General features: G+C 67.8%; 17 protein-coding genes. All 17 read right to left on the bottom strand.

The features are described 5' to 3' along the window. Positions 1–16 precede the first annotated feature (16 nt). The 17 genes from RRU_RS03960 to ptsP all read right to left on the bottom strand — a co-directional run bounded on the left by RRU_RS03960 (position 17) and on the right by ptsP (position 24,501). Complete coding sequence (locus tag RRU_RS03960; RefSeq protein WP_242519980.1) at positions 17–1,468, bottom strand: radical SAM/SPASM domain-containing protein; 1,452 nt, start codon at positions 1,466–1,468, stop codon at positions 17–19. A gap of 99 nt (positions 1,469–1,567) precedes the next feature. Then, positions 1,568–2,209: a hypothetical protein gene (locus RRU_RS19890; protein WP_193384998.1), complete on the bottom strand. Its 642-nt coding sequence runs from the start codon at positions 2,207–2,209 to the stop codon at positions 1,568–1,570. A 705-nt stretch (positions 2,210–2,914) separates the two neighbouring features. Beyond that, complete coding sequence (locus tag RRU_RS03950; protein WP_011388517.1) at positions 2,915–3,823, bottom strand: aldo/keto reductase; 909 nt, start codon at positions 3,821–3,823, stop codon at positions 2,915–2,917. Between the two features lie 331 nt (positions 3,824–4,154). Beyond that, positions 4,155–5,171, bottom strand: coding sequence for a GlxA family transcriptional regulator (locus tag RRU_RS03945; RefSeq protein ID WP_011388516.1), 1,017 nt, complete (start codon positions 5,169–5,171; stop codon positions 4,155–4,157). After that, positions 5,168–5,734 (bottom strand): cysteine hydrolase family protein, encoded by a 567-nt coding sequence (locus RRU_RS03940; protein ID WP_011388515.1) that lies wholly within the window; start codon positions 5,732–5,734, stop codon positions 5,168–5,170. The genes RRU_RS03945 and RRU_RS03940 overlap by 4 nt, the downstream gene beginning before the upstream one ends. Before the next feature lie 164 nt (positions 5,735–5,898). Next, on the bottom strand, positions 5,899–7,209 hold the full coding sequence (locus tag RRU_RS03935) for a hemolysin family protein (protein ID WP_011388514.1): 1,311 nt from the start codon (positions 7,207–7,209) through the stop codon (positions 5,899–5,901). Positions 7,210–7,233: 24 nt separating this feature from the next. Next, a complete protein-coding gene (locus RRU_RS03930) occupies positions 7,234–8,937 on the bottom strand; it encodes a methyl-accepting chemotaxis protein (protein WP_011388513.1) in 1,704 nt (567 codons plus the stop codon). A gap of 63 nt (positions 8,938–9,000) precedes the next feature. Continuing rightward, positions 9,001–10,071: a DUF6635 family protein gene (locus RRU_RS03925; protein WP_011388512.1), complete on the bottom strand. Its 1,071-nt coding sequence runs from the start codon at positions 10,069–10,071 to the stop codon at positions 9,001–9,003. Beyond that, positions 10,068–12,680, bottom strand: coding sequence for an ATP-dependent chaperone ClpB (gene clpB, locus RRU_RS03920; protein WP_011388511.1), 2,613 nt, complete (start codon positions 12,678–12,680; stop codon positions 10,068–10,070). The genes RRU_RS03925 and clpB overlap by 4 nt, the downstream gene beginning before the upstream one ends. Positions 12,681–12,906: 226 nt before the next feature. After that, complete coding sequence (locus RRU_RS03915; RefSeq protein WP_014626015.1) at positions 12,907–13,776, bottom strand: DUF4167 domain-containing protein; 870 nt, start codon at positions 13,774–13,776, stop codon at positions 12,907–12,909. Positions 13,777–14,439: 663 nt separating this feature from the next. After that, positions 14,440–15,417, bottom strand: a complete 978-nt coding sequence (gene prmC / locus RRU_RS03910; RefSeq protein WP_011388509.1) for a peptide chain release factor N(5)-glutamine methyltransferase — start codon at positions 15,415–15,417, stop codon at positions 14,440–14,442. Beyond that, positions 15,414–16,478 (bottom strand): peptide chain release factor 1, encoded by a 1,065-nt coding sequence (prfA, locus tag RRU_RS03905; protein ID WP_011388508.1) that lies wholly within the window; start codon positions 16,476–16,478, stop codon positions 15,414–15,416. Before prfA ends, prmC begins: the two co-directional genes overlap by 4 nt. Continuing rightward, a complete protein-coding gene (gene hemA / locus RRU_RS03900) occupies positions 16,475–17,770 on the bottom strand; it encodes a glutamyl-tRNA reductase (protein ID WP_014626014.1) in 1,296 nt (431 codons plus the stop codon). The genes prfA and hemA overlap by 4 nt, the downstream gene beginning before the upstream one ends. Positions 17,771–17,820: 50 nt before the next feature. Further along, the gene (gene hisS, locus RRU_RS03895) at positions 17,821–19,068 is read right to left on the bottom strand and encodes a histidine--tRNA ligase (RefSeq protein WP_011388506.1); all 1,248 of its coding nucleotides are present in this window, start codon (positions 19,066–19,068) and stop codon (positions 17,821–17,823) included. Positions 19,069–19,194: 126 nt separating this feature from the next. Continuing rightward, positions 19,195–20,349 (bottom strand): flavodoxin-dependent (E)-4-hydroxy-3-methylbut-2-enyl-diphosphate synthase, encoded by a 1,155-nt coding sequence (ispG, locus tag RRU_RS03890; protein WP_011388505.1) that lies wholly within the window; start codon positions 20,347–20,349, stop codon positions 19,195–19,197. A gap of 134 nt (positions 20,350–20,483) precedes the next feature. Further along, positions 20,484–22,016, bottom strand: a complete 1,533-nt coding sequence (locus RRU_RS20125; protein WP_011388504.1) for a helix-turn-helix domain-containing protein — start codon at positions 22,014–22,016, stop codon at positions 20,484–20,486. Between the two features lie 217 nt (positions 22,017–22,233). Next, the gene (ptsP, locus tag RRU_RS03880) at positions 22,234–24,501 is read right to left on the bottom strand and encodes a phosphoenolpyruvate--protein phosphotransferase (RefSeq protein WP_011388503.1); all 2,268 of its coding nucleotides are present in this window, start codon (positions 24,499–24,501) and stop codon (positions 22,234–22,236) included. Between the last annotated feature and the right edge of the window lie 6 nt (positions 24,502–24,507).

Below are 24,507 nucleotides of genomic sequence, written 5' to 3'. Positions count from 1 at the left end.
GAGGAAGGGAAGCGCCCTAAGCCGGACCGGCCATGGGCGCCAGGGTTCCAAGGCAGCGTTGACAGAGCGGCTCGCTCAGGCGGTCGGCGGCCATCTCCTCGCGGATCCGCCGCAAACGGGCGCCGTCCCAGATCTCGTCGACCGACGAGTCGAGCAGCGAGCCGAGATCGACCGAGTTTTCGTAATCCATGTTGCAAAACGACACGCGGCCATCGACGAAGACCGCCATCTGCCGCCAGGGGCTGCTGAACGGACAGCGGCCCTGGCTGGCGGGAACCACCCTGTGGCCGGGCGGGATCACCGCATTGCCAAAGGAGCACCCGGTCTTCATCACCAGATCGACGCCCCCGTCCAGCGGCAAGCGCAAGCTGGGATCGCCGGTATCATCGGCCAAAGGATGGAGCAGGGTTTCAAAGGCGATCGATGGCCGGGGATCGATGGCGGGCGGGGCGCCGACCGGCCCTTGGGGATCGAGATGGCGCAGGCGCAGCAACCATGTGCGATAGCTGGCCCAGGCCTTGTGGCGTGAGTCGACCAAACCCCGCCCGGCCACCGGCCCGCCGGAGCTTCCCCCCTCGGCACGCGGCGCGGCGACGATATATTGAATATCGACATGCAGGCGGTGGGCGCCGCGACGCTTGCGCTCGGCCAACAGATCAAGCACGCGGCGTTCCTGCTCGTCGATCAGCCCGCGCGCCCCCAATTCAGCGTAGCCCGCCTGATCGGTGACGTTCAGGCTGATGGTGATATGGCTCAGCCCGCTGGCGAAGATCTTGTCGCGGGCCTTGGCGTTGAGCAGGGTGGCGTTGGTGAACAGCCCGGGCACCAGCCCCACGGCCCGCGCCGCGCTGACGATCTCGGTAAAGCGCGGATGGAGCAACGGTTCTCCCATGACATGCAAAAACACCATGCGCTCGGTCTGGGTATAGCCCCAGGTGGCATCGCGCCGCCGGCCATAATCGGCGATTTTCGAAAAGATCAGCCGCGCATGGTCCTCGCTGAGAAAAGCGCGGGGGCGCTTGAGCGTTCGGCTGGGACAAAACGGACAGGCGAGATTGCAGTGCGAGGTCAGTTCCACATAGAACCAATCAACCGGCGGCACCGCCTGACGCCGCCAGCGTTCCAGATCACGGATCCGCGACGCCTCGTCGGGCCAGTGCAAGCGGTAATGGGCAAAGCTCTCGCCCCCGCCGCCCGAGCGGCGCAAGACCAGATCAAACCCTTTGGTGGCGGGCGGCGGCACCGCCAGATGATAAACCCGACCCAAGGGCGGCGATTCGGGGTGATCAAGGATAAGAAAGGCCTGATCGAAGGATGCCGGCGAGACGAGGATCTGGCCACCGGGGGTCTGGCCGCCGGAAGTGGCTGCCAGAAGAAAGTCCCAGGTGGCGATCGGCAAGGCGGTATCGGCAAGCGCCAGGGTGGCGACAAGCCGGGTCGGCCCCGGCGCGAAAGGCGTGGGCGGCAAGGCCAAGCACACCGCTTGCCCGCCAAGAGGAACAATGCCGCTTAGTCCCTGCCAGCCCACGGATCACCTCCCCGTTCGCGTTTCTCGGTCAAGGACCGATCAGAGCTCTTCGGGCTCCTTGGGATAGAGCACCAGAAGCCCGGCGGCTTCGGCGGCAAGCAGGGCGCGCACAACCTCGCCATGCAGAGCGCTGGCATCTTCCAGGTTCAGTTCTTCGGCCACCGCGTCCAAAATCGCTTCCAGGGTGTCGTCGCCCAACCGGCGCCAGACCTGACTGACCGGCGAGGACAAGACGTACTGGATGCCGTTGCGCATGGCGTAAACAAGGTCGGAGTCTTCATAGAAAATGTCGGTGGCGCGCTGGGGCCGGGCGTTCAGAACCTCGCGCAGCGCCGCGCGGCGCACCGGCTCGGGAAGCCCCTGGAACGGATCGGCGGGCCCCGCCTGTTCGGCCGGCGCCGAACCAGTGGGGCTAACCGCGAAAGGGCCGCGCGGACTCACGGCGAAGGGACCGCGTGGGCTCACCGCGAAAGGACCACGCGGGCTCACGGCGAAGGGACCGCGCGGGCTCACGGCGAAGGGACCGCGCGGGCTCACCGCGAAGGGACCACGCGGGCTCACCGCGAAGGGACCGCGCGGGCTGACGGCGAAGGGGCCACGCGGGCTGACGGCGAAAGGACCACGCGGGCTGACGGCGAAGGGGCCACGCGGGCTGACGGCGAAGGGGCCACGCGGGCTCACCGCAAAGGGGCCACGCGGGCTCACCGCAAAGGGGCCACGCGGACTTTGGGCCGCCTCATTGCGCAGGGCGGACGAAGCCTCCTGCCCCGGACTGACCGCGAACGGGCCACGCGGACTGACGGCGAAGGGGCCACGTGGGCTGACGGCGAAAGGACCGCGCGGGCTGACGGCGAAGGGGCCACGCGGGCTCACCGCGAAAGGACCGCGTGGGCTGACGGCGAAGGGGCCACGCGGACTCACCGCGAAAGGACCGCGCGGGCTGACGGCGAAGGGGCCGCGCGGGCTCACCGCGAAGGGACCGCGCGGACTTTGGGCCGCCTCATTGCGCAGGGCGGATGAAGCCTCCTGCCCCGGGCTCACCGCGAAGGGACCACGAGGACTGACCGCAAAGGGACCACGTGGACTCACCGCGAAGGGACCGCGCGGACTCACGGCGAAGGGGCCACGCGGGCTCACAGCGAAGGGACCGCGCGGGCTCACCGCAAAGGGACCGCGCGGACTGACCGCGAAGGGGCCACGCGGACTCACCGCGAAAGGACCGCGCGGACTGACCGCGAAGGGGCCACGCGGGCTGACCGCGAAAGGACCGCGCGGGCTGACGGCGAAGGGGCCGCGTGGGCTTGAAGCGAAGGGGCCAGTAGGATTTCTTGGGTCCGCCATGGTGTCCTCCATTGCCAAAGATCAGGGATGCAAACAGCCTGCCCTTCAGTCCGCCGGGTGCCACGAAGGCGAGGGGGACAGGGTACCGGCTTTTGAAAGCGCCTCGATCTGCTGGGGATGTCTCGCCCCGACGATGGCGCTGGAAATTTCTGGACGGTCGAGAACGAAGCGCAGCGAAAAATCCACCCAGCTTTCGCCCGGGCGGCGATAGGGCTCAAGGGCGGCGCGATCGCCGGCGATGGCCGCCTTGACCTCGGCCGGCAGATGCTGGCGGAAGTCCCCGGCGGCGAAGGTCGATGCGGGGCCATAGCGTCCCGACAACCAGCCGTTCGCCAGAACCTCACGGGCCAGAACCGCCTTGCCCAGATCGGCGGCCCGGCTTAGAAGCCCTTGATCGGCCTGGGTATTAAGCAGGTTAAAGGGTAGTTGCACCACTTCGACCTCGGGGCGGTCGAGGGCCAGCCAGCCATCGATGGCGCGGGCGACGGAAACGCCGATATGGCCGATCCACCCATGATCGCGCAGGTCTTGCAGCGGGCGGTAAACGTCGGGCAGGCCGATCAGGACGGGCGGCGGGTTATGCAACAGATAGATGTCGATCACCTCGCGGCGCAGGCGATCACGACTCGCCGCCACCTCGGCCTTGAAAGCGCGGCGGTCGGGCGCCCTGCCCTGGGCGAAATGCGAGAAGCCCCCCTTGGTGCACACGACCGCCCCCCCCTCGCCGCCGGGAAGCAGCCGCCCCAACAGACTTTCGGCGAACCCATCGCCATAGATGCCCGCTGTATCGAAAAGCGTGATGCCCGCCGCCAGGGCGGCGCGAACGGTGGCTTCGGCCCGCTCGGGATCAACGGCGCCATAGCCCGCCAAGCCGGCATTGCCCGCCAGCGGCCATGTGCCCAGACCAACCTGCGACGCGCGCAGCGCGGTCTTTCCCAGGCGCCTCGTTCGCATCCGAGTCCCCCCTTGTTCAGAACCCCACTCCGACCGTCATTCACGCCAAAACACCCTTACAAGGAGAACGCTAGCGCAATTCCCCTTGAAAGGGAATTGCCTTTCCCTTTCCCTCGATAAGGATTAACCCCTTTGTCATTCCCTCCCCAAAATGAATTACCCCTTGGCGATAGGGATCTCAGCCGCCAAAGCGAGTCCAGACTCCTCTGCCCCCTCCTCCGCCGTTCTCTTTATGAGTCTTTGATTTGTCTTATGGCCCCCCTTTCTCCCCCTTCCCTTGCCAAGAACCGGACTATGGAAAGAAGATCTTCCAATCGGGAGAATTTTCCCCTCACCCCTGCTCCACTTTACCAACGGGGCGGGTTCGGCTTGGCGGCAGGGCGTGCAGGCGGCTCCAGGCGCGGCGGAACTGGCGGGTCGAGGAAAAGCCCGCGCGTTCGGCCACGGCTTCCATATCAAGCCGGGTCGCCGTCAGGATGTCGTGGGCAAGGGCGATGCGCAGGCGGTTGACATAATCGGTCACGCTCATTCCGACCTGGTCGTTGAACAGCCGCGACAACGAGCGCGGGCTGATGGCGGCGACCTCGGCCAGATCGCCCAGGCTCCATGGCCGGGCCGGATCGGCGGCCACGGCGTCCTGGGCGCGGTGGATGGCCCGGTGCAGGTGATTGCGGCCTTCCAGCCAGGGTGAAAGCTGGGGATCGCCCGGCCCGCGACGCAGATAGAGCACCAGATAGCGCGCCACCGCCAGGGCGCAGGCTGGGCCGATGCGCCGGGCCACCAGATGAAGCATCAGATCGATGCCGGCGGTGACGCCGGCGCTCGACAGCCGCTCGCCATCCTCGACATACAGGCGGTTTTCCACGACCCGGGCCTTGGGCGCCAGCCGGGCCAGCTCGGCGCAGCAGGCGTGATGGGTGGTGCAGGCGACGCCATCAAGCAAACCAGCCCGCGCCGCCAGCAAGGCGCCCGAACAGATCGATATCAGGCCGATCCCCGGACGCACCCTTTGGGCCAACCAATCAACGATGGCCGCGTCCTTGGCGGCGTCGTCGGCTTGGTTGGCGGGGACCGCCCCCAGCGTCACCGCGGCGCTTCCGGCGATCACCACCAGGGCGCCCTCGGGCAGGGTATCGGGCAAGGGCGCCACCCCGGCCACCTCCAAGCCGATGGAACTCGAGACCGTCGCCGCCGGACCGACGTAATGCACCACGAAGCGTAGCCGGTCCTGCTCAAGGTTGGCCTTGCGCAACACCTCGATCGGCCCGGCGACATCGAGCAGCAGCACGCGCGGCGGCAGCACGACATAGACGGCGACCTCCTCGGGTCCGGCGGCGGCGGCCGTCATCGGGCGGCGGGGACCAGGGGACCGGCCAAAGCCGCCTCGACGGTGGCGATGCGGGCGAAGCGGTCGGCCAGAACCAGCTCGGTGCGGGCCTTGATCTCCTCGGCGCTCCATACCCGGCCCTGGGCATCGGTCATGGCGAAGGTCAAGGTCGCCTCGCTGACGAAATCAACGTCATAGCCAAGGTCCGAGGCGTGACGGGTCGTCGTCTCGCAGCACTGCTCGGTGCGAATGCCGGCGACGATGATCCGACGAACGCCCTTGCTGATCAGCCAGACGTCAAGCCCGCTGCCGATCAAGGCGCTGTGGCGGCGCTTGCGAAAGACCGCGTCGGGGGCGAGGGTCAGCGGCGCCAGGGTCACCACATGGCCCGAGGCTTGGCTGAAGGGCCCCTCGTCGTCGATATGGAAAATCTGAACGACGGGAATGTCCCGGCGTCGCGCCCCATCGATCAGCGCCTGAAGCCGATCAACGAAGGGCGCGACGTCGCCCTCGTGCCAAGTGGGGCGGTGGCGAAAGGACTCCTGGGCGTCGATCACCAGCAGGGCGGTATCGGAAGCGGACATGGCGCGGGCTCCGTCTTTTGGGGGTGTCCGCCCATTTTAGCCGCGCGCGTCCTGGGAGAAAGGCCGCCCCGCGCCGAAAAGCGGACAAAAAACGCCAAAGCCCGTCGTGCTGAAGAACGGCGAATCGCCGCCGCGCTTTGGCCGAGAGCGCGAGGGGAGCCGCGTCAGATATCCCCCTCGGCTTGGCTTGAAGGTAGCGGCGTGACCAGGATCTTATCGATGCGGCGACGATCCATATCGACCACCTCGAAGCGGATGCCATCGCGCTCGAACACATCGCCGGCACTGGGAATGCGGCCCAATTCGCGCAACACCAAACCGGCGACGGTTTGAAAATCGTCGCCATCGCGCAGATCACGCAGGTGCAGCGTGTCTTCGAATTCGTCGATCGGCATCCACCCTTCCACCAGCCACGACCCATCGGCCCGCGGCACGGCGGCGACCTCGCTATCCTCATCGGCATCGGGCAGATCGCCGGCGATGCTTTCAAGGATATCGGTCAGGGTCACCACGCCTTCTACGCTACCGTATTCATCGACCACCACCGCCAGATAACTGCGGTTCGCCTTCATCAGATCGAGCAAACGCAAGATCGCCATGCCGTCGTGAACAACCAAAGGCCGCACCATGGCGGCTTCCAGGTTCAGCGGCTTGCCGCGCACGGCGGCGGCCAGCAAATCGCGGGTGTGGACGATGCCGACGATCTCATCAAGCTGGCCCCGGCAGACCGGATAGGACGAATGGCTGCCCGAACCGATCTGGAGCAAAAGCGCCTGGGTCGGCTCCTCAAGGTCAAGCCAGACCACCTCGGGGCGCGGCGTCATCACCGCGCGCACGGTGCGATCGCCCAGCCGCAGCACGCCGCGGATCATCTCCTGTTCCTCGGGGGCGAAGACCCCGGCCTCGGTTCCTTCGGAAATCAAGGCCCGCACCTCCTCCTCGGTCACCGTCGTGCCCTCGGAGCCATGGATGCCGAGCAGGCGCAGCGCCATCTCGGTCGAGGCGGCGAGCAGCCAGACGAAGGGGGCGGCGATCCGCGACAGGGCGCGCATCAGCCCGGCGACGACGCAGGCGGTGCGTTCGGGGTTGGTCAGGGCGATGCGTTTGGGAATCAACTCGCCCAGAACGATCGACAAAAAGGTGATCAGCAGCAGCACCCCGCCGACCCCAAGAAACCGCCCCCAGCCGGCCAAGGCCGGGATCGTCTCCAGGCATTCCCCGGCGCGATCGCCCAGCGTCGCCCCGCCATAGGCGCCGGCGACGACGCCGACCAGGGTGATGCCGATCTGCACGGTCGACAGGAAGCGCCCCGGATCCTCGGTCAGCCGCAAGGCGATGCGGGCGCCGGGCACATGGCGGTCGGCCATCGCCTGCAGGCGGGCGCGGCGCGACGACACCATCGCCAGTTCCGACATCGCGAAAAGACCGTTCAGCAGCATCAGCAGAACGATCACGGCGATTTCCACGGCAATCATCAAAACCCCTTCCCCGCGCTCCGATCAGGCGAGGGCCGCTTCCCGAACCACCCTGACCAAGGTCTGGCGCAGGGCCTCGATACTGTGGTCGACATCGCGGCCGATTTCCTTGACCGCCTGGGCGCGCAGGCCATTGGCATCGGCTTCACGGGCCACGTCGTCGATACGCTCGGTCACCTCGCTCGACGCGGCGGCGGTTTCGGCCACGCTGCGCGCGATCTCGGCGGTCGCCTGATCTTGTTCCCGCACGGCGCTGGCCACCGAGGCGCTGACCTGATCGATCGTGCGGATATCGCCGATCATCGCCTTGACCGCCTCGGCCGCCGCCCGGGTCGCCGATTGGACCTCGGCGATCTGACGGGTGATCTCCTCGGTCGAACGCCCGGTTTGATTGGCCAGATTTTTAACCTCCTGGGCGACCACGGCAAATCCTTTTCCGGCATCGCCGGCCCGGGCGGATTCGATGGTGGCGTTGAGCGCCAGCAGATTGGTCTGTCCGGCGATGGTGCCGATCAGGGTCGCCACTTCGCCGATGCGCTCCACGGCGGCCTGCAACGAGGCCACGGTGGTCTCGGCGGTCTGGCCGGTGCGCGCCGCCTGGGCGGTGAGCGCGGTGGTATTGTCCATCTGGCGCAGGATCTCGCGGATCGAGGCGGTCATCTCCTCGGCCGCTCCGGCCACCGTCTCGGCGTTCGACAGCGCCTTGCGCGCCGAGGTCGACACGCTGTCGGAACTGGCCGACACGGTTTGAGCCGAGGTCGCCATGTCCTCGGCCGAGGCGTTCAGGCGGCTGGTCCGCCGCGCCACCTCGTCCACGACCTGGGCGGTCTCGCGTTCAACGGTGGCGGCCATGGCGCCCAGCGCCTCGCGCTTCTGGCGTTCCGACCGCTCGGCCATCGCCGCCTGTTCGGCGCGCAGCTCGGCGGCTTCCTGGGCGTTGCGCTTGAAAACGGCGACGGCGCCGATGATCTCGCCCACCTCGTCGCGGCCGCGCGCCACCGGCAGATCGACGCCAAGATCCCCCTCGGCCAGCCGGAGCATGCTCGCCGTCAGCCGCTTGAGCGGGCGGATCGAGCCGATCGTCCACCAAGCCAGAGCGACGCCGACGACCAGCACAAGGGCGCAAAGACCGATCATCCGCTCGGCGAAGCCGCGCGCCACCGCCCGCGTCCGCTCGGCGATCACCTGATTGGCGTTTTCCTGAAGATCGATGAAGCGGTTGATCCGCTCCAGCCATTCAACGAAGGCCGGCCGCGCCTCGGCCATCAGCAGGGCGCGCGCCCCCTCCAGATCGCCGGCGCGCCGGCGGTCGATCACCGTTTTAACCAAAGGCATGGTGCGCGATTCGGTTTGCTTGATCTGGCCAAGGATCGTCCGCTCCTCGGCCCCGATATCGTTCCGTTCGGCGAACATGCGGTCCATCAGTTCGGCCGAGCGCTGGTAATCGCCCGCCAGCTTGTCGATGGTCGCCACCACGGCGTCGGCATCGCCCGCGCTGGTGACCAGCGTCACGTCGCGCAGGGCGATCGCCCGGTCATGGACGCTGCCACGGAAGTTGATGGCATAGCGCTGCTTCACGCTATTGACCTCGTTGATCACATCCAGGCTATGGCTGATCTCATTGACCCGATGAATGCCGAAAACCGCCAGAATGACGGTCATGACCAGCATTCCCCCAAAGCCGATGAGCAATCGGGTTCCGATCTTGGTGTCTTTTACGATTTGCACGGATAAAGGTCCTTGACCCGGAGCCGATGGGGGAAAGAAAGCGGGAGAGGGACGGGGACCGGTTCAGCGCACGGCGGCGAGGCGATGGGCGGTCACCAAAAGATCAAGCAGATCGAAGACGCGGGCGACGTAATGGTCGCGCAGCACCAAAGGCAGGCCGGGCTGGCCGCGCAGGTCGGTTTCCAGGGTATCGACCAATCGATTGAGGCGATGTTGATGCATGCCCAGGCGGCGCTGCAAGGGATCGGTCAGAATGCCGGCGAAGGCGCCGACCACGGCGGCCGCTCCCATCACCGCCGTGGCCGAAGCGGCCAGGGCGATGCCCGGAACCGCCACCGGAAACAGCCCATACCAGGCCGCGCCGATGGCTCCGCCCAGCGGGAAGCTCATCACCGCCAGCTTCTGGGCGACCAGACCGGCCAGCAGGGTTGAAAGCCCCCAGGTGCCCGGCGTCAGATTATTGGCCACGGCGATGCCCGCCCCGGCGCAAACGAAGGCGTTGACCAGATCGGCCGCCGCCGCCCGGCTGCCGACATAGGCCGCCAGATTGCCTTCAAGGCGGGCGCGAAAGGTCGGGTCATCACGGCGCTTGGCGATCTCGTCGGCCACCGCCTGGACCAGAAACGAGATTTGCGGCTCGGCCAGGATCTCGGCGGCCAGGGCGTCGCGGGTGGTCACATTGCCCTTGCCGTCGTCCATCGGCAGTTCCAGGAAGTCGCGGAACAGCCGAAAGGTCAGCTCGCGCCCCAGATCGGTGGGCAGCATCAAGGTCAGCCGTCCCAGGCGGTCGGCGGCGCGGCCGGCCGGCTTCCAGGCCTGACCGACCTTGCGCAAGCCCCAGGCCGCCCCCATCACCGCCACCTGTGGCACGGCCAGGGCCATATTGACCGGGGCGCGAACCACGTCCCAGCCGATGGCATGGCGGTGCAGACGAAGCGACCCGCGCAGCGAATAGGTTTCGGCGACGAAGGCCTCGACCCGCTCGCGCCGGCGCAGAAGGTAGCGGGCGGCGGCGTTATCCACCGCCGCCGCCACCGAGGTCTGCGACAAGGCGACGAGCGGCAGCCCGCCCCCCGTCGTTTCCCCGGTGCTTGATCCGTCGCCGGTCAGGGCGCCTTCACCCGCCGTGTTCATGCGGCGGTGTCCAAAGACAACGCTTCGCCATTGACCACCAGTTTGCCTCCTTCAACGGTAATGCGGATGACATCGCCATCCTTGATCCGGCCATCAAGCACCAGGGTGGCCAGCGGATTTTCCAAAGAGCGCTGGATCACCCGCTTAAGCGGCCGGGCGCCATAGACCGGGTCATAGCCGCGCTCGGCCAGCCAGTCGCGCGCCGCGTCGTCCAGATCAAGGGTCATCTTGCGATCGCGCAGCCGGTCGGCCAAACGGCCAAGCTGGATCGACACGATCCCGGCCATGTTCTCGCGGAACAGGCGATGGAACAGCAAGATCTCGTCAAGGCGGTTCAGGAACTCGGGGCGGAAGGCGGCGCGCACCATCTCCATCACCGCGCCGCGCACCGCGCCTGAATCATCGCCCTCGGGCTGGTTGGCCAGGATATCGGCCCCCAGGTTCGAGGTCAGCACGATCAGGGTATTGCGGAAATCGACGGTGCGGCCCTGGCCATCGGTCAAGCGGCCGTCGTCAAGCACCTGCAGAAGCACGTTGAACACATCGGGATGGGCCTTCTCGACCTCGTCAAACAAGATCACCTGATAGGGCCGGCGCCGCACCGCCTCGGTCAAAGCCCCGCCCTCGTCATAGCCGACATAGCCCGGAGGCGCGCCGATCAGCCGGGAAACCGCGTGCTTTTCCATGTATTCGGACATGTCGATGCGCACCATCGCCTGCTCGTCGTCGAACAGGAAGGCGGCCAGGGCCTTGGTCAGTTCGGTCTTGCCCACGCCGGTGGGGCCGAGGAACAGGAACGACCCCATCGGCCGGTTGGGATCTTGCAAGCCGGCCCGCGAGCGGCGGACGGCGTTGGAAACGGCCACCACCGCCTCGCGCTGGCCGACCACCCTTGAAGCCAGAACCTTTTCCATGCCCAGCAGCTTTTCGCGTTCGCCCGCCAGCATCTTGTCAACGGGAATGCCGGTCCAGCGCGACACCACCGAAGCGATGGTCTCGGCGGTCACCACCTCGTTGACCAGCTTGCCACCCTGGCGATGGGCGAGGCCATCACCGGATTCGACCTCGCCCAAACGGCGTTCGAGATCGGGGATGACGCCATATTCCAACTCGCCCGCCCGCGCCCAATTGGCTTGGCGTTTGGCGATATCAAGATCACCGCGCGCCTGCTCCAATTGCTCCTTGATGCGCGTCGATCCGGCCAGACCTTCCTTTTCGCGCTTCCAGTCCTCGGTCAGGGTCGCCGACTGGCTTTCCAGATCGGCCAGTTCCTTTTCCAGATCGCTAAGACGGGCCTCCGAGGCGATGTCCTTTTCCTTGCGCAGGGCCTCGCGCTCGATTTTCAGCTGGATGATGCGGCGATCAAGCTCGTCCAGGGCCTCGGGCTTGCTGTCGACCTCCATGCGCAGGCGGCTTGCCGCCTCGTCCATCAGGTCGATGGCCTTATCGGGCAGGAAGCGGTCGGTGATATAGCGGTTGGACAAGGTGGCGGCGGCGACCAGGGCGTTATCGGCGATGCGCACCCCGTGGTGCAGCTCGTACTTCTCCTTGATGCCGCGCAGGATCGAAATGGTATCGGCCACACCCGGCTCGGAGACGAAAACCGGCTGGAAACGCCGGGCCAGGGCCGCGTCCTTTTCCACATGCTTGCGGTATTCATTGAGCGTGGTCGCGCCAACGCAATGCAGATCGCCGCGCGCCAAGGCCGGCTTGAGCAGGTTCGAGGCGTCCATCGCCCCCTCCCCGGCCCCGGCGCCGATCAGGGTGTGCATCTCGTCGATGAACAAGATGATCTCGCCCTCGGCCGCCGACACCTCGGTCAGCATCGCCTTCAGGCGTTCCTCGAACTCGCCACGGAACTTGGCGCCGGCGACCATGGCGCCAAGGTCAAGGGCCATCAGCTTCTTGTTCTGCAGGCTTTCGGGAACGTCGCCATTGACGATGCGCAGGGCCAGACCCTCGATGATCGCCGTCTTGCCGACACCGGGCTCGCCGATCAGCACCGGGTTGTTCTTGGTGCGGCGGCTGAGCACCTGGATGGTGCGGCGGATTTCCTCGTCGCGGCCGATCACCGGGTCAAGCTTGCCCTCGCGCGCCGCCTCGGTCAGGTCGCGGGCGTATTTCTTCAGGGCGTCATATTGGGATTCCGCCCCGGCGCTATCGGCCTTGCGGCCCTTGCGCAGGTCTTCGACCGCCTTGTTGAGGCCCTGGGGCGTGGCGCCGGCCTCGGCGAGGATGCGCTTGGCCGGGGTCTCGGCGGCCATCGCCAGGGCGATCAGCAAGCGCTCCACGGTCACGAAGCTATCGCCGGCCTTTTCGGCCATGCGCGTCGCCTGATCGATCACCCGGGCCAGCGACTGGGCCCAATACATCTGCTGGGCGCCTTGCACCTTGGGCAGTTTGTCGACTTCGCGGTTGACCGCCTCCTGGGCGCGCAGCGGGTCACCGCCAGCGGCGCGAATCAAATTGGCCGCCAATCCTTCTTTATCATCAAGCAGGGCCTTGAGCAGATGCTCGGGCGTCACCTGCTGGTGGGTTTCGCGCAGGGCGATGGTCTGAGCCGCCTGCAGAAAGCCCTTCGACCGATCCGTCAGTTTTTCGGGATCCATAATCTATCCATCCTCACCTTCTCTAGGGGACCGGGCATGGCGCCCCGACATACGGCGGCGTCCTCGCCCTTCCAGGCATATGGTCACGGTAGATATGGGGGTGGGAAAGGCCCGCGCGCAACAGCGGCAACGCCCCGTTTACGCAGGGGGAAGCCAATAAATCCCGGGGCCGCACCCTTGCGGATACGGCCCCGGAAAAACGGCCTTTGGCTGGCCCGAAAAGGCCTCAGGCGGGGATGGTCTGTTCGCTGGCATCTCCGCCCTGGCCTTCGGCCTCGGCCTCGGCCTCGGCGGCGATCTCGGCGGCCGGACGACGGCGGCGGCGCGGCGCCCGCTCGGCCTTGGCCCGGGGCTTTTCCTCGTCGCCTTCGACGGCGATCACCGGCTGCTCGGCCGGCACCGGCTCGACGGCGGCGGCGGGAACGGCGACATCGACCTTCGGGCTGGCGTCGACGGCGGCCTCAGCGATTGGCGCAAGCTGGACCTCGGCCGGAGCCTCGAGGGCGGGACGGGGCTCCCGGCGCGGGCGGCGTTCGCGCACCTCGCGGGGCTCACGCGGTTCCCGGGGCTCGCGACCGTCGCGCGGCTCGCGGGTCTCCCTGGCTTCCCGGGGCTCCCTGGGTTCGCGGATCTCGCGCGGCTCGCGGGTATCGCGGTTATCCCTGGGTTCGCGAGGCTCGCGGATTTCACGCGGCTCCCTCGGCTCGCGGGTTTCCCTCGGCTCGCGCGGCTCGCGGGCCTCGGCGCGGGGCTCGCGATAATCGCTGCGATAGTCGGGCTGCTGGTAATCGGGCTGATAGTCGCGGGGGCCGCGGAAATCGTCGTCGTCGCCGAAATCCTCGTCCTCGCCATAGGCGCCACCCTGATTGGGATCCTCGGGACGGATGTAACGGCCGGTCAGGGCGTTGAGAACGCGCTGGTAGTGGTCGGCGTGCTGGTGGCAGTTCTCCGCCAGGATGCGGTCTCCCTGCGACGAGGCATCGCGGGCCATCGCCAGATATTTCTCGACCAGTTGCTGGGCATTGCCCCGCACCCGCACGCCGGGACCATTGCTGTCGAAAACCTGATTGCGGTTCGGCGGGCGCTTGCCATTCATGCTGCGCCCGCGGGGACGGCCCCTGGAGTTCGCGTTTTTCATCTGTCCGTCAAATCTCACTGGTGGCGTTGATTTCATGACGTTGATTTCATGATGTTAATCCCGTGTCTGGCGCCCAAAAAAAGGCCCGCCGCAAGCGCTCCCTTGGAGCACTCGTTAAGATACGATCGACCATTTTCCGTGCCCCGGCCTTGCGCATCCGCGCTTGCCGGCAAAGCGGCCACACCTTAGGGAAACGGTGTCTCCGGGGACCGGAGGTCCATGGAGATCGCGTCTACCGCACGCTTTATCGCGCCGGTCCCAGGGCGGGCCCCGCCATTGGGCAATCGGGCCTATGGTCGTTCAAGAATGTCTCGTTCGCGCCGCATGCGCGCTGTGGCCGTCCCGTTCCGGGAGCTTCCTTCGGACGGATCGTCCGCATCCGGCGCCCCAGGCCGGAAAAACCGATCCGTTCCCCGAAAATCCGACGCTCCTTCCCCGCATCCATAACGGACACCCCGGGCCGGGCTCGCACGACGTCTTTCGGCATTGATGGAAGCAACTCGGGATTCCCGGAAGCGCCCCCTTCGTATCCCCACCGGTCAATCCGCCGCGTGCCAATTGCACCCTATTCGCCCCGAACCCTTTTTTCCAGCGCTTTTTTCCGTCAAAGCGAAGACCGTCTCACGCCTTTGTCGGACCGTTCCCGGGTGCCGACGGCTTGGCATCGATATGGATAGGGGGCAAAGGACCCGCCGCTCGGCGCCGGGCGAGCAAACAGCGCTCTTCCCCGGAAAGATCCTTCTTGATCTCATATGGGCATAAACCGCCCACTTCCAAGAGCCCGGCCACATCCCTGGCTTGTCCCTGACCGAATTCGACGGCCAGAACCCCGGCCGGCGCCAGCAGCGCCGGCACCTGGGCGGCCAAGATACGATAAGGGTCAAGGCCGTCGGCCCCGCCGTCCAGGGCGCGCGACGGATCGAAGCGGGCGACCTCGGGCTCCAGGGCGGCGATATCGGCCGAGGGGATATAGGGGGGATTGGACACGATCAGATCGAAGGGGCCAGCGACCGCCGCCGCCCAATCGCCGACGGCGAACAGGGCGCGGCGCTCCAGACCCAGGGCGCGGGCGTTGCGCAGGGCCACCCGCACCGCCCCCGGGGCGATATCGATCCCCAGGCCGATCGCCCCGGGACGATCGGCAAGCAAGGCCAGCAGAATGCAGCCACTGCCGGTGCCCAGATCAAGGATGCGCCCGCCGCAGCCTTCCAGCACGGCCAGACCGGCCTCGACCAGGGTCTCCGTATCGGGGCGGGGGTCCAGGGTATCGGCGCCCAGCGCCAGATCGAAGCGCCAGAACCCGCGATGCCCGAGGATGCGCGAGACCGGCTCGCGGGTTTCGCGGCGGGCGATCACCGCCTCCAGGGCCTGGGCTTCCTCGGGGGTGACCACCCGGTCATCGGCCAGCAGCACCGCGCCCGGCGACAGGCCAAGGACATGGCCGGCCAGCAGGCGGGCATCGCGGCGGGGCTTTTCGACGCCGGCGACTTTCAGCCGCCAGGCGCCACGGTCGAGCAACCGGCCCAATACCAGGGCGGACTCCTCCGCCTCGGCCGGACCGCCGCCCCCTTGCTCCCCGCCGCCGTCGCCGTCGCTCACCCGCCGATCTCCGCCATCCGCGTCGCCTGATCCTCGGCGATCAGCGGCTCGATCACCTCGTCAAGGGCGGTTCCGGCCAGAACCTCGGGCAAGCGGTGCAGGGTCAGGCCGATGCGGTGGTCGGTCACCCGGCCCTGCGGGAAGTTATAGGTGCGGATGCGTTCGGAGCGATCGCCCGAGCCCACCTGAACGCGCCGCGCCTCGGCCCGGGCGTCATCCGCCGTCTGCCGGGCGTGGTCATAAAGCTTGGTGCGCAGCATGCGCATCGCCTTGGCCTTGTTCTTGTGCTGGGATTTTTCATCCTGGCACTGGGCGACGACGCCGCTGGGCAGATGGGTGATGCGCACGGCGCTATCGGTGGTGTTGACGTGCTGGCCGCCGGCGCCCTGCGAGCGATAGGTATCGATGCGCAGGTCCTTTTCCTCGATCTCGACATCGACCTCCTCGGCCTCGGGCAGCACCGCCACCGTCGCCGCCGAGGTGTGGATGCGTCCGCCGCCTTCGGTCACCGGCACCCGCTGCACCCGATGAACCCCGGATTCGAACTTGAGCCGAGCGAAAACCCCGCGACCGGAAATCGCCGCGCTGGCTTCCTTGATGCCGCCGATATCCGTATCGCTGGCCTCCATCACCTCGAACCGCCAGCCGCGTTCCTGGGCATAGCGTTCGTACATGCGCAACAGATCTCCGGCGAACAGCGCCGCCTCGTCGCCGCCGGTTCCGGCGCGCACCTCAAGGATCACGCCACGGTCGTCGGCCTCGTCGCGGGGCAGCAGCAGAAGCTTCACCCCGTGTTCAAGGGCGGGGATCTCGGCTTCCAGCCGCAGCACCTCCTCGCGGGCGAGATCGCGCATGTCGGGATCGTCGAGCAGGGCCCGCGCCCCGGCCAACTCGGCCTTGGCGTCATCAAGCCGGCCGATCGCCTCGACCACCGGGGCGAGATCGGCCAATTCGCGCGACATGCGCACGAAGCCCTCGCCGCCGCCGGCGCTGGTCGACAGCAGGGCGCGCAATTCATCGTGCCGGGCGACCACGCGGCTCAGGTTCTCTTCCAAACTCATCCCTTCGACCCATCCTCCCGGTCGGTTGCGCCCGTTTCGGCGATGCTCGTGGGCAGGTCAAACAGCCGCCGCAGCAGCATCTCCGCCCGCACCGTCATGAATTCCTTGTCGGCCGATCCCGCCGCCAGATCGCGCAAGGCCTCGCTCGGCCCATGCAGCAGGCGTCCGACCAGCAGCCGGGTGGCCTTTTCCGCATCGTCGGGGGCCTCGGCCAGGGCGCGCAGACGCTCGCCCTCGAAATGGGCGCGCAGGGCGGCGATCGCCGGCACGGCGGCCCGTTCGGCCCGGTGGCGCTCAAAGGCGGCGACCGCATCGGCCACCAGGGCGTGGGCCTCGCGCGACGCCTGATCGCGGGCCGCCCGCCCTTCCTCGGCCACCGCCTCCAGATCGGCCAGATCGTAGAGAAAGGCCGCCTCCAGCCGCTGGACCGACGGCTCGACATTGCCCGGCACCCCGGCGTCGACGATGAAGACAGGCCGGTTGCGGCGGCGCTTCAAGGTGCGGCGCATGGCCTCCTCGCCCAGGGCCAGCAGCCCGCCGCCAACGCCGACGACGACGATATCGGCATTGGGCAGCAGATCAAGCAAGGCCCCGTGATCGCCGACACTCGCCCCCAGCCGCGCCGCCACCGCCTCGGCGCGCGGCCGCCGGGGGGCGCAGACCACCAGCCGGCCGACACCGGCCATCTGAAGCTGTTCGGCGATCAACTCGCCCATCTCCTGGGTGCCCAGCAGCAGCAGGCAGGTTTCGCCAAGATCGCCGTGAAGATCGCGGGCGATCTGGGCGGCGACGGCGGCCAGACTGACCGGCCCTTCGGAAATGCGCGTCTCGCTGCGCACGCGTTTGGCGATGGCATAGGCCGCCTGCATCAGGGCCTCGGTCGCCGATCCAACGGTGCCGGCGTCGCGGGCGATGCGGTGGGCGGCCTTGACCTGCCCCAAAATATGGGGCTCGCCCAGAACCTGGCTCTCCAGGGCCGAGGTGATGCGAAACATATGCGCGACAACCGCCAAGCCGCGCAGATCGACCATCTGACCGGCCAGGGCCGCCGGTTCGATAGGACCAACCGCGCAAAGCTCGGCCAGCAGCAGGGCGCGCAAGGCGCGGGGATCGCCGCCATGACCAAAGATCTCCACGCGATCACAGGTCGATAGCGCCAAAGCCTCGGTCACGCCGCGGGCGCGCAGCCGCACCAGAAGGGCGGCCAGGGCGGGGTCGTCAAGAACAAGGCGGTCGCGCAGGGCCATCGGCGTGGTCTGGTGGTTCACCCCCACCATCACGTAGCCGTCCACCCCGCATCCCGCCGTCCGCTCCTGCGCCACCCGCTCTCCCCTCCGATAAGCTAGAGGAACCGGGCCAGGAACTCCTCCAGCACAGCAAGGCCGATGGTTTCCTGCTCGCCGCTGTCAAGATCGCGCACGACGACCGTTCCATTGGCGCGCTCCTCGCCGCCAAGGATGATGGCGGCCCGGGCGTTGATGCGGTTGGCCCGCTTCATGCGCTTGCCGAGATTGCCCGAATAGCCGAAATCGACGAACAGCCCGCCCTGACGCAGGGCATGGGCCAGCTTCAGCGCCTCGACCTCGTCATCGGGACCGGCGGGGATCATCGCCAGCGGTCGCGGCGCGCCCACCCGATCGGCGGCCATCAGCATGGACAGCCGCTCGACGCCCGCCGCCCAGCCCACGCCCGGCGTCTGCGATCCGCCCATCTGGCGGATCAGACCGTCATAGCGCCCGCCGGCCATCACCGTGCCCTGGGCCCCCAGATCGGTGGTGACGAATTCAAAGGCGGTATGGCCGTAATAGTCCAGACCGCGCACCAGCAAGGGATCGATCTCGAAGGGGATCCCCAGGGCTTCCAAGCCGCCGGTCACCCCGGCGAAGAAAGCCCGGCTGGCCTCGTTCAGGTGGTCGATCAGGCGCGGCGCCCCGGCGACCACGGCGCGGTCGCCCTCGTCCTTGGAATCAAGCACGCGCAGCGGGTTGCGCTCCAGGCGCTCCAGGCTGTCGCGCGACAGGCTGTCGCGGTGCCCCGACAGATAAGACACCAGCGCCGCCCGATAGGCCTCGCGGCTTTCGGGATCGCCCAGGCTGTTGAGATGCAAGATGGTGCGCCCGCCAACGCCCAGGGCGCCCAGCAACTGGCTGCCCAGGGCGATGACCTCGACATCGGCCAAGGGGTTCTCGGCGCCGATCAACTCGACGCCGACCTGGTGGAACTGGCGCAGGCGGCCCTTCTGCGGGCGCTCGTGGCGGAACATCGGCCCGCGATAGAACAGCTTCACCGGCACATTTTGCGCCAGACCGCCCGAAATGAAGGCGCGAGCCACCCCGGCGGTGTTTTCCGGCCGCAGGGTCAGGCTGTCGCCCGAGCGATCGGTGAAGGTGTACATCTCCTTGGTCACGACATCGGAGGTATCGCCCAGGGTGCGGGCGAAGACATCGGTGAACTCGAAGATCGGGGTGATGATCTCGCCGAAGCCGAAACGCTCGGCCACCGTGCGGGCGGTTTCCTCCACATGGCGGTGCGAACGGGCTTCATCGGGAAGGTAGTCGTGCGTCCCTCGAACAGGCTGCAAGGCGGCCACGGTCAACGTCCTCATATCACGGGGCCCAGGAAGGCCCGGTTGGCCGCTCTGCGATACCATCCCCAAGGGGCCGCTGTCTAGGAACGCAAAGGCGGCCCCGGCCGGATGAGCGGCCGGGGTCCGGTCCTATTCGGCGGCGGTCGCCGGTTCCTTGGCCTTGCGGGCGGCCTCGAGGGCTTCGATCTCGGCGGCCTTTTTCTCGACCAGGGCGACCAGATGATCGACCATCGCCTCGTTGTTGATGGTGTGATCGGGGATGCCCGACACATAGACCTTGTTGAGGGCGCCCTCCTTGGCCAGATTGCCGCCGCCGGTCAGGCCGATGTCGGTTTCCCGCGCCTCGCCCGGGCCATTGACCACGCAGCCGATGATCGACAGGGTTATCGGCGTCTGGATGTGCGACAGGCGGCTTTCCAGAACCTCGACCGTCTTGATCACGTCGAAGCCCTGGCGGGCGCAGGACGGGCACGACACGACGCGCACGCCGCGATGGCGCAGATTGAGCGACTTCAGGATCTCGAAGCCGACCTTGACCTCTTCCTCGGGCTGGGCCGAAAGCGAGACGCGGATGGTATCGCCGATCCCCGCCCACAGCATGCTGCCGATGCCGATCGCCGATTTCACCGTGCCGCCGCGCAGACCGCCGGCCTCGGTGATCCCCAGGTGCAACGGATAGTCGCAGGCCTCGGCCAGCGCCTTATAGGCGGCGACCGCCAGGAAGGCGTCGCTGGCCTTGACGCTGATCTTGAACTCGGTGAAGTCGTTGTCTTCCAGGATCCGGGCGTGGCTCAGCGCGCTTTCGACCATCGCCTCGGGGCAAGGCTCGCCGTATTTCTCCAGAAGCTCCTTTTCCAGCGATCCGGCATTGACGCCGATGCGCATGGAACAGCCGTGGTCCTTGGCGGCGCGCACCACTTCGCGCACCCGCTCGGCGCTGCCGATATTGCCCGGATTGATGCGCAGGCAGGCGGCGCCGGCCTCGGCGGCCTCGATGGCGCGCTTATAGTGGAAATGGATGTCGGCGACGATCGGCACCTCGACCTGCGAGATGATCGCCTTCAGCGCCGCCGTGCTTTCCTCGTCGGGGCACGAAACGCGCACGATATCGGCCCCCGCCTCCTGAGCCCGGCGGATCTGGGCGACCGTCGCCGCCACATCGGTGGTCAGCGTGTTGGTCATGGTCTGCACGCTGACCGGCGCATCGCCGCCAACAAAGACCGATCCGACACGGATCTTGCGGGAAACGCGGCGGCTGATGTCGCGATAGGTACGGACGGACATGGAAATCCCTTCGGTGACCGGCTCACGGTTGGGGGGCGGCGGCGGCCGTCAGGCACCCGCCCCGGGCGATCCGTCCTTGGACGGTCGCCGCACCGCCCTTTCGGCGGCGCGTTCGCACCCCGTAGATAACGCTTTCAGCGCCCGGATTTCAACCTGTTCGCATCCAGGCGGATATCGTTTCTGACCCCACCCACCGGTCCGAGCGACGGCGCGCGCACGCCATCGACATAAACCTCAAGGGCCCCGGCGTTGAGCACATTCAACGTTAGCCCCTCGGGCTGGCTCACCGCATAGACCTCGCCCTGACGCAACAGGCGGCGCACCACCAGGGCACCATCGCGGCGCAACTGGATCCAACTGTCGCTCGCCGCCTTGAGGACGATGCGCGAGGTCTGGGCCTGACGGGCCACCTCACCCGACGCCGGCTGACCCACGACGGACTCTTGACGGGGCGCCTGCGTGGCCTCCTCGGCCGGCGGTGGCGGCGGCGGAGCGACCGCTTCGGCGATGGGGGCGGGGGGCGACACCGCCGGACCAGCGGCGGGCGGCGGCGCCGGTTGGGGCGAAGGCGCGGCGCTCGGCGCCGGAGCGGCGGGCGGCGATGGGGGGGTCGACGGCGCCGGCCGCGCCGGCTCGGGGGTCGGCTGCGCCGGCTTCGCCGGCTCGGGGGTCGGCTGCGCCGGCTTCGCCGGCTCGGGGGTGGGCTGAGCCGGCCGCGCCGGCTCGGGGCGCTGAACGACGGTCACGGCGGGCTCGGCCGGCGTTTTCGGCGGTGCGGCGACCACGGGCGGCGGCGCCGGCTCCTCGTCGACGGCATTCCCCCGGGGCGGCGGCGGCAAGGGAGCCCCCGACGGGCTTTCGGGCGTATGCGAGACCAGCACCTCGGGCTCGGGCTGGGACGAGGCCTCCGCCTGGGGTTCGGGCGCGGCGGCGTCGGGCTTGGCCTCGGCGGTCGCGCCCTGATCGATCGGAGTGACCGGAGCCACCGGAAAGGCGCTGACCAGGGGCAAGCCGGAAGTCGGATCGGTTGCGCCTCTCGGCTCGTCATCGGGGCCGGGCATCAGGGTCTCGACGGGCGATCCCGCCATCGCCGGATCGGCGGGGGCGTTTTCACCGCTCGGACCGGCCTGGGGCGGGGCCACGGGCAAGGGTTCGCCCGCCGGGCTGGGTCCGGGGGGAAGACCGGGCGAGCGCCCGACCAGCGCGGCCAGACGGTCGGGGATATCGGGGATCAGTTCGGCCACCGGCTTTTCGGCCGAGGAGACCCAGTACCAGGCGCCATAGGCGCAAGCCGCCAGGATCAGCGCCACCGCCACCAGGGCGCCGGCGGGAACGCCGCCCTCGCCGGCCGGGGCGGGAAATTCCAAGGTGGCCGCCGGGGCCATGCTTTGGGTTTCATCCTTGAAGCGGCGCACGACCTCTTCGGCATGAAGCCCCAGATGATCGGCATAGGCCCGCACGAAGCCCACCGCATAGGCGGCGCCCGGCAGATCCTGATAGCGTCCCTCTTCGATCGCCTGCAGATAACCCTGGCGGATGCGCAGGGATTCGGCGACCCGTGCGATCGGCTCACCCACGCGCAACCGGGTGGCGCGCAACAGGGCGCCGACCTGACCGCTGCCCCCGGCTCGCTCGGCCCGGGAGGTGTCGGGAACGGATGTCTTCAAGATGTCCTCATTCCAGCGCGGATCCAGCCGCACGAGACACTGATAGGGTAGGCCGTTTTCCGGCGCGATCTTGCCGCGTCATCGGGCTCCACCGAACTACATCGGGCACTTCGCCCCTTCTCCCCCGGCGGCAATCCGGCGCGGACGCCACGAACCTAGCGAAAAACCCCTCTGGGAACAACGCTCGTTTCCGCAACGATCGCGGCGCCCGGCTGCCTTACGACAGGGAAATACCGTGGTCAAGGGCGAAGGAGCGCAGGTTTTCGCGGACCGAGGCGTCGGGCAAATCCAGCAGGGTTTCCACATAGGGACGGACCTGATCGATATTGGTCGACAGCAGCATCTGCTTGACCGGCCCGACCCCCGGCGCCGCCACCGACAGGAAGCGGAAGCCCAGGGCCACCAGGGCCATGGCGTCAAGCGGCCGCGAGGCCATCTCGCCACACAGCGACAGCGGCACGGCGGCGGCGTCGCAGAGCGTGACCACCCGATGCAGGATCGACAGCGCGGCCGGCGACAGCGGATCATAGCGCCCGGCCAGCCGCGAATTGGCGCGATCGGCGGCAAAGGTGAACTGCATCAGATCATTGCTGCCCACCGAGATGAAATCGACGCCATCCTTGAGCAGGGCCGGCAGTTGCCAGATCAACGAGGGAACCTCGAGCATGGTTCCAACGCGCACCCGCCGGGGCGGCGGCGTGCCGCGCGCCGCCTCGCGCGCCAGTTCGGCCATCAGCACCTTGCGGGCGGCGCGGAACTCGGCGACGTTGGCGACCATCGGGAACATGACGCGCAATTCCCGCTGTCCCGAGGCGCGGATCAGGGCGCGCAACTGCTCGCGCAGGATCGCCGGCCGGTCAAGGGTGATGCGGATCGAGCGCCAGCCCATCGCCGGATTGTCTTCGGGCGCGCGGTTCCAATAGGGCAGCAGCTTGTCGCCGCCGACATCAAGGGTGCGGAAGGTGACCGGCTTGTCGCCGGCCAGTTCCAGAACCTTGTCGTAAAGCTCGGTCTGGGTCTCGACGCTGGGCAGCGACGGCCGGGCCATGAAGGGGATCTCGGTGCGATAAAGCCCCACCCCGTCGGCCCCGCTTTCGACCAGCCCCTCCATATCGAACAGCAGGCCGGCGTTGATCATCAATTTGATGCGATAGCCGTCGCGGCTGACGGCGGGCTGGTCGCGGAAGCTTTGATAGAAGGCGCGGCGCTGCTTGCGCGCCAGCACGCCATTAAGGAACGCTTCGCGCACGTCTTCGCCGGGGCGGACGAAAACATGACCGTGATCGCCATCGACCACCACCTGATCAAGCGGAGCGACGCGCTGGAAGACATCGGGTACCCGGCCGATCACCGGAATATCGAGCGCCTTGGCCACGATCACCGCATGCATGCCCGAACTGCCCTCCTCCATGATCACCCCGCGCAGGCGCGAGGGGTCATAGTCAAGGAGTTCGGCCGGCCCCAGGCTGCGGCAGATCAGCACGACATGCTCGGGCAGGTCGCTGAGCGCGGCGGTCGAGCCGTCGCCGGTCAGATGGCGCAGCAGGCGGTTGGCCAGATCCTCGAGGTCGTGAAGGCGTTCGCGGATATAGGGATCGCTGACCTGGGACATGCGCAGGCGCATGTCATCATCGACCTTGCGCACCGCGCCCTCGGCCGACAGCCCGGTCTGGATATGCTCGGAGATACGACCGATCCAGCCCGCATCCTCGGCGAACATGCGGAAGGTTTCCAGAACGTCGTGATATTCGCCCGGAACGTCGCGGTGCAGGGCCAGCATGCTGTCGATGCTCTGGCGCATTTCCGACAGCGCCGTGCGCAGGCGCTCCATTTCGGTTTCGGGATCGTCGCCAACCAGCCGGTGGACCATCACCTCGGGCCGATGATAGACGGCGGTTCCCAGGCCGATGCCGCCGTTCAGGCGATCGCCCTCCAGGCGCATCGGCAGCACGGCATTGCCCGCCACCGGCCCCAGTTCGTCCTTGCCCACCAGATCGGCCCCGGCCAGCATCTCGGCCAGAACCATGGCGACGGTTTCGAGGATTTCCTGCTCGAACTCCTCGTAGTCACGCGACTCGCGATTTTGCACGGCCAGAACGCCGATCACCCGGCCGCCGCGTATCATCGGCACGCCCATCAGCGACTGGAACAGATCTTCCCCGGTTTCCGGGCGATAGGCGAAATTGGGGTGGGACCAGGCGTCGGCCACGGTCAGGGCGCGGCCGGTGGCCGCCACCTCGCCGATCAGCCCTTCGCCAACCCGCAGTCGCGTCTTGTGAACGGCGGCCTGCGACAGGCCCTCGGTGGCGAAAAGCTCCAGAACCTCGCCGGCGCGCAGCACGTAGCACGAACAGACATCGGTCCCCAGGCCGCGCGCGATCAAGGCCGTGACAAGGTCAAGGCGGACCTGCGGCGACCCGCCACCGGCCATGATATCGCGCAGACGACCAAGCAGGCTGCGTGCGTCGCGTTCCCGCTCAGGCATCTCCCG

This window comes from Rhodospirillum rubrum ATCC 11170 (genome assembly GCF_000013085.1).
GTDB classification, from domain to species: Bacteria; Pseudomonadota; Alphaproteobacteria; order Rhodospirillales; family Rhodospirillaceae; genus Rhodospirillum; species Rhodospirillum rubrum.
The sequence above is the reverse complement of the archived record's forward strand: the minus strand, read 5'-3'. Positions and strand labels throughout refer to the sequence as shown.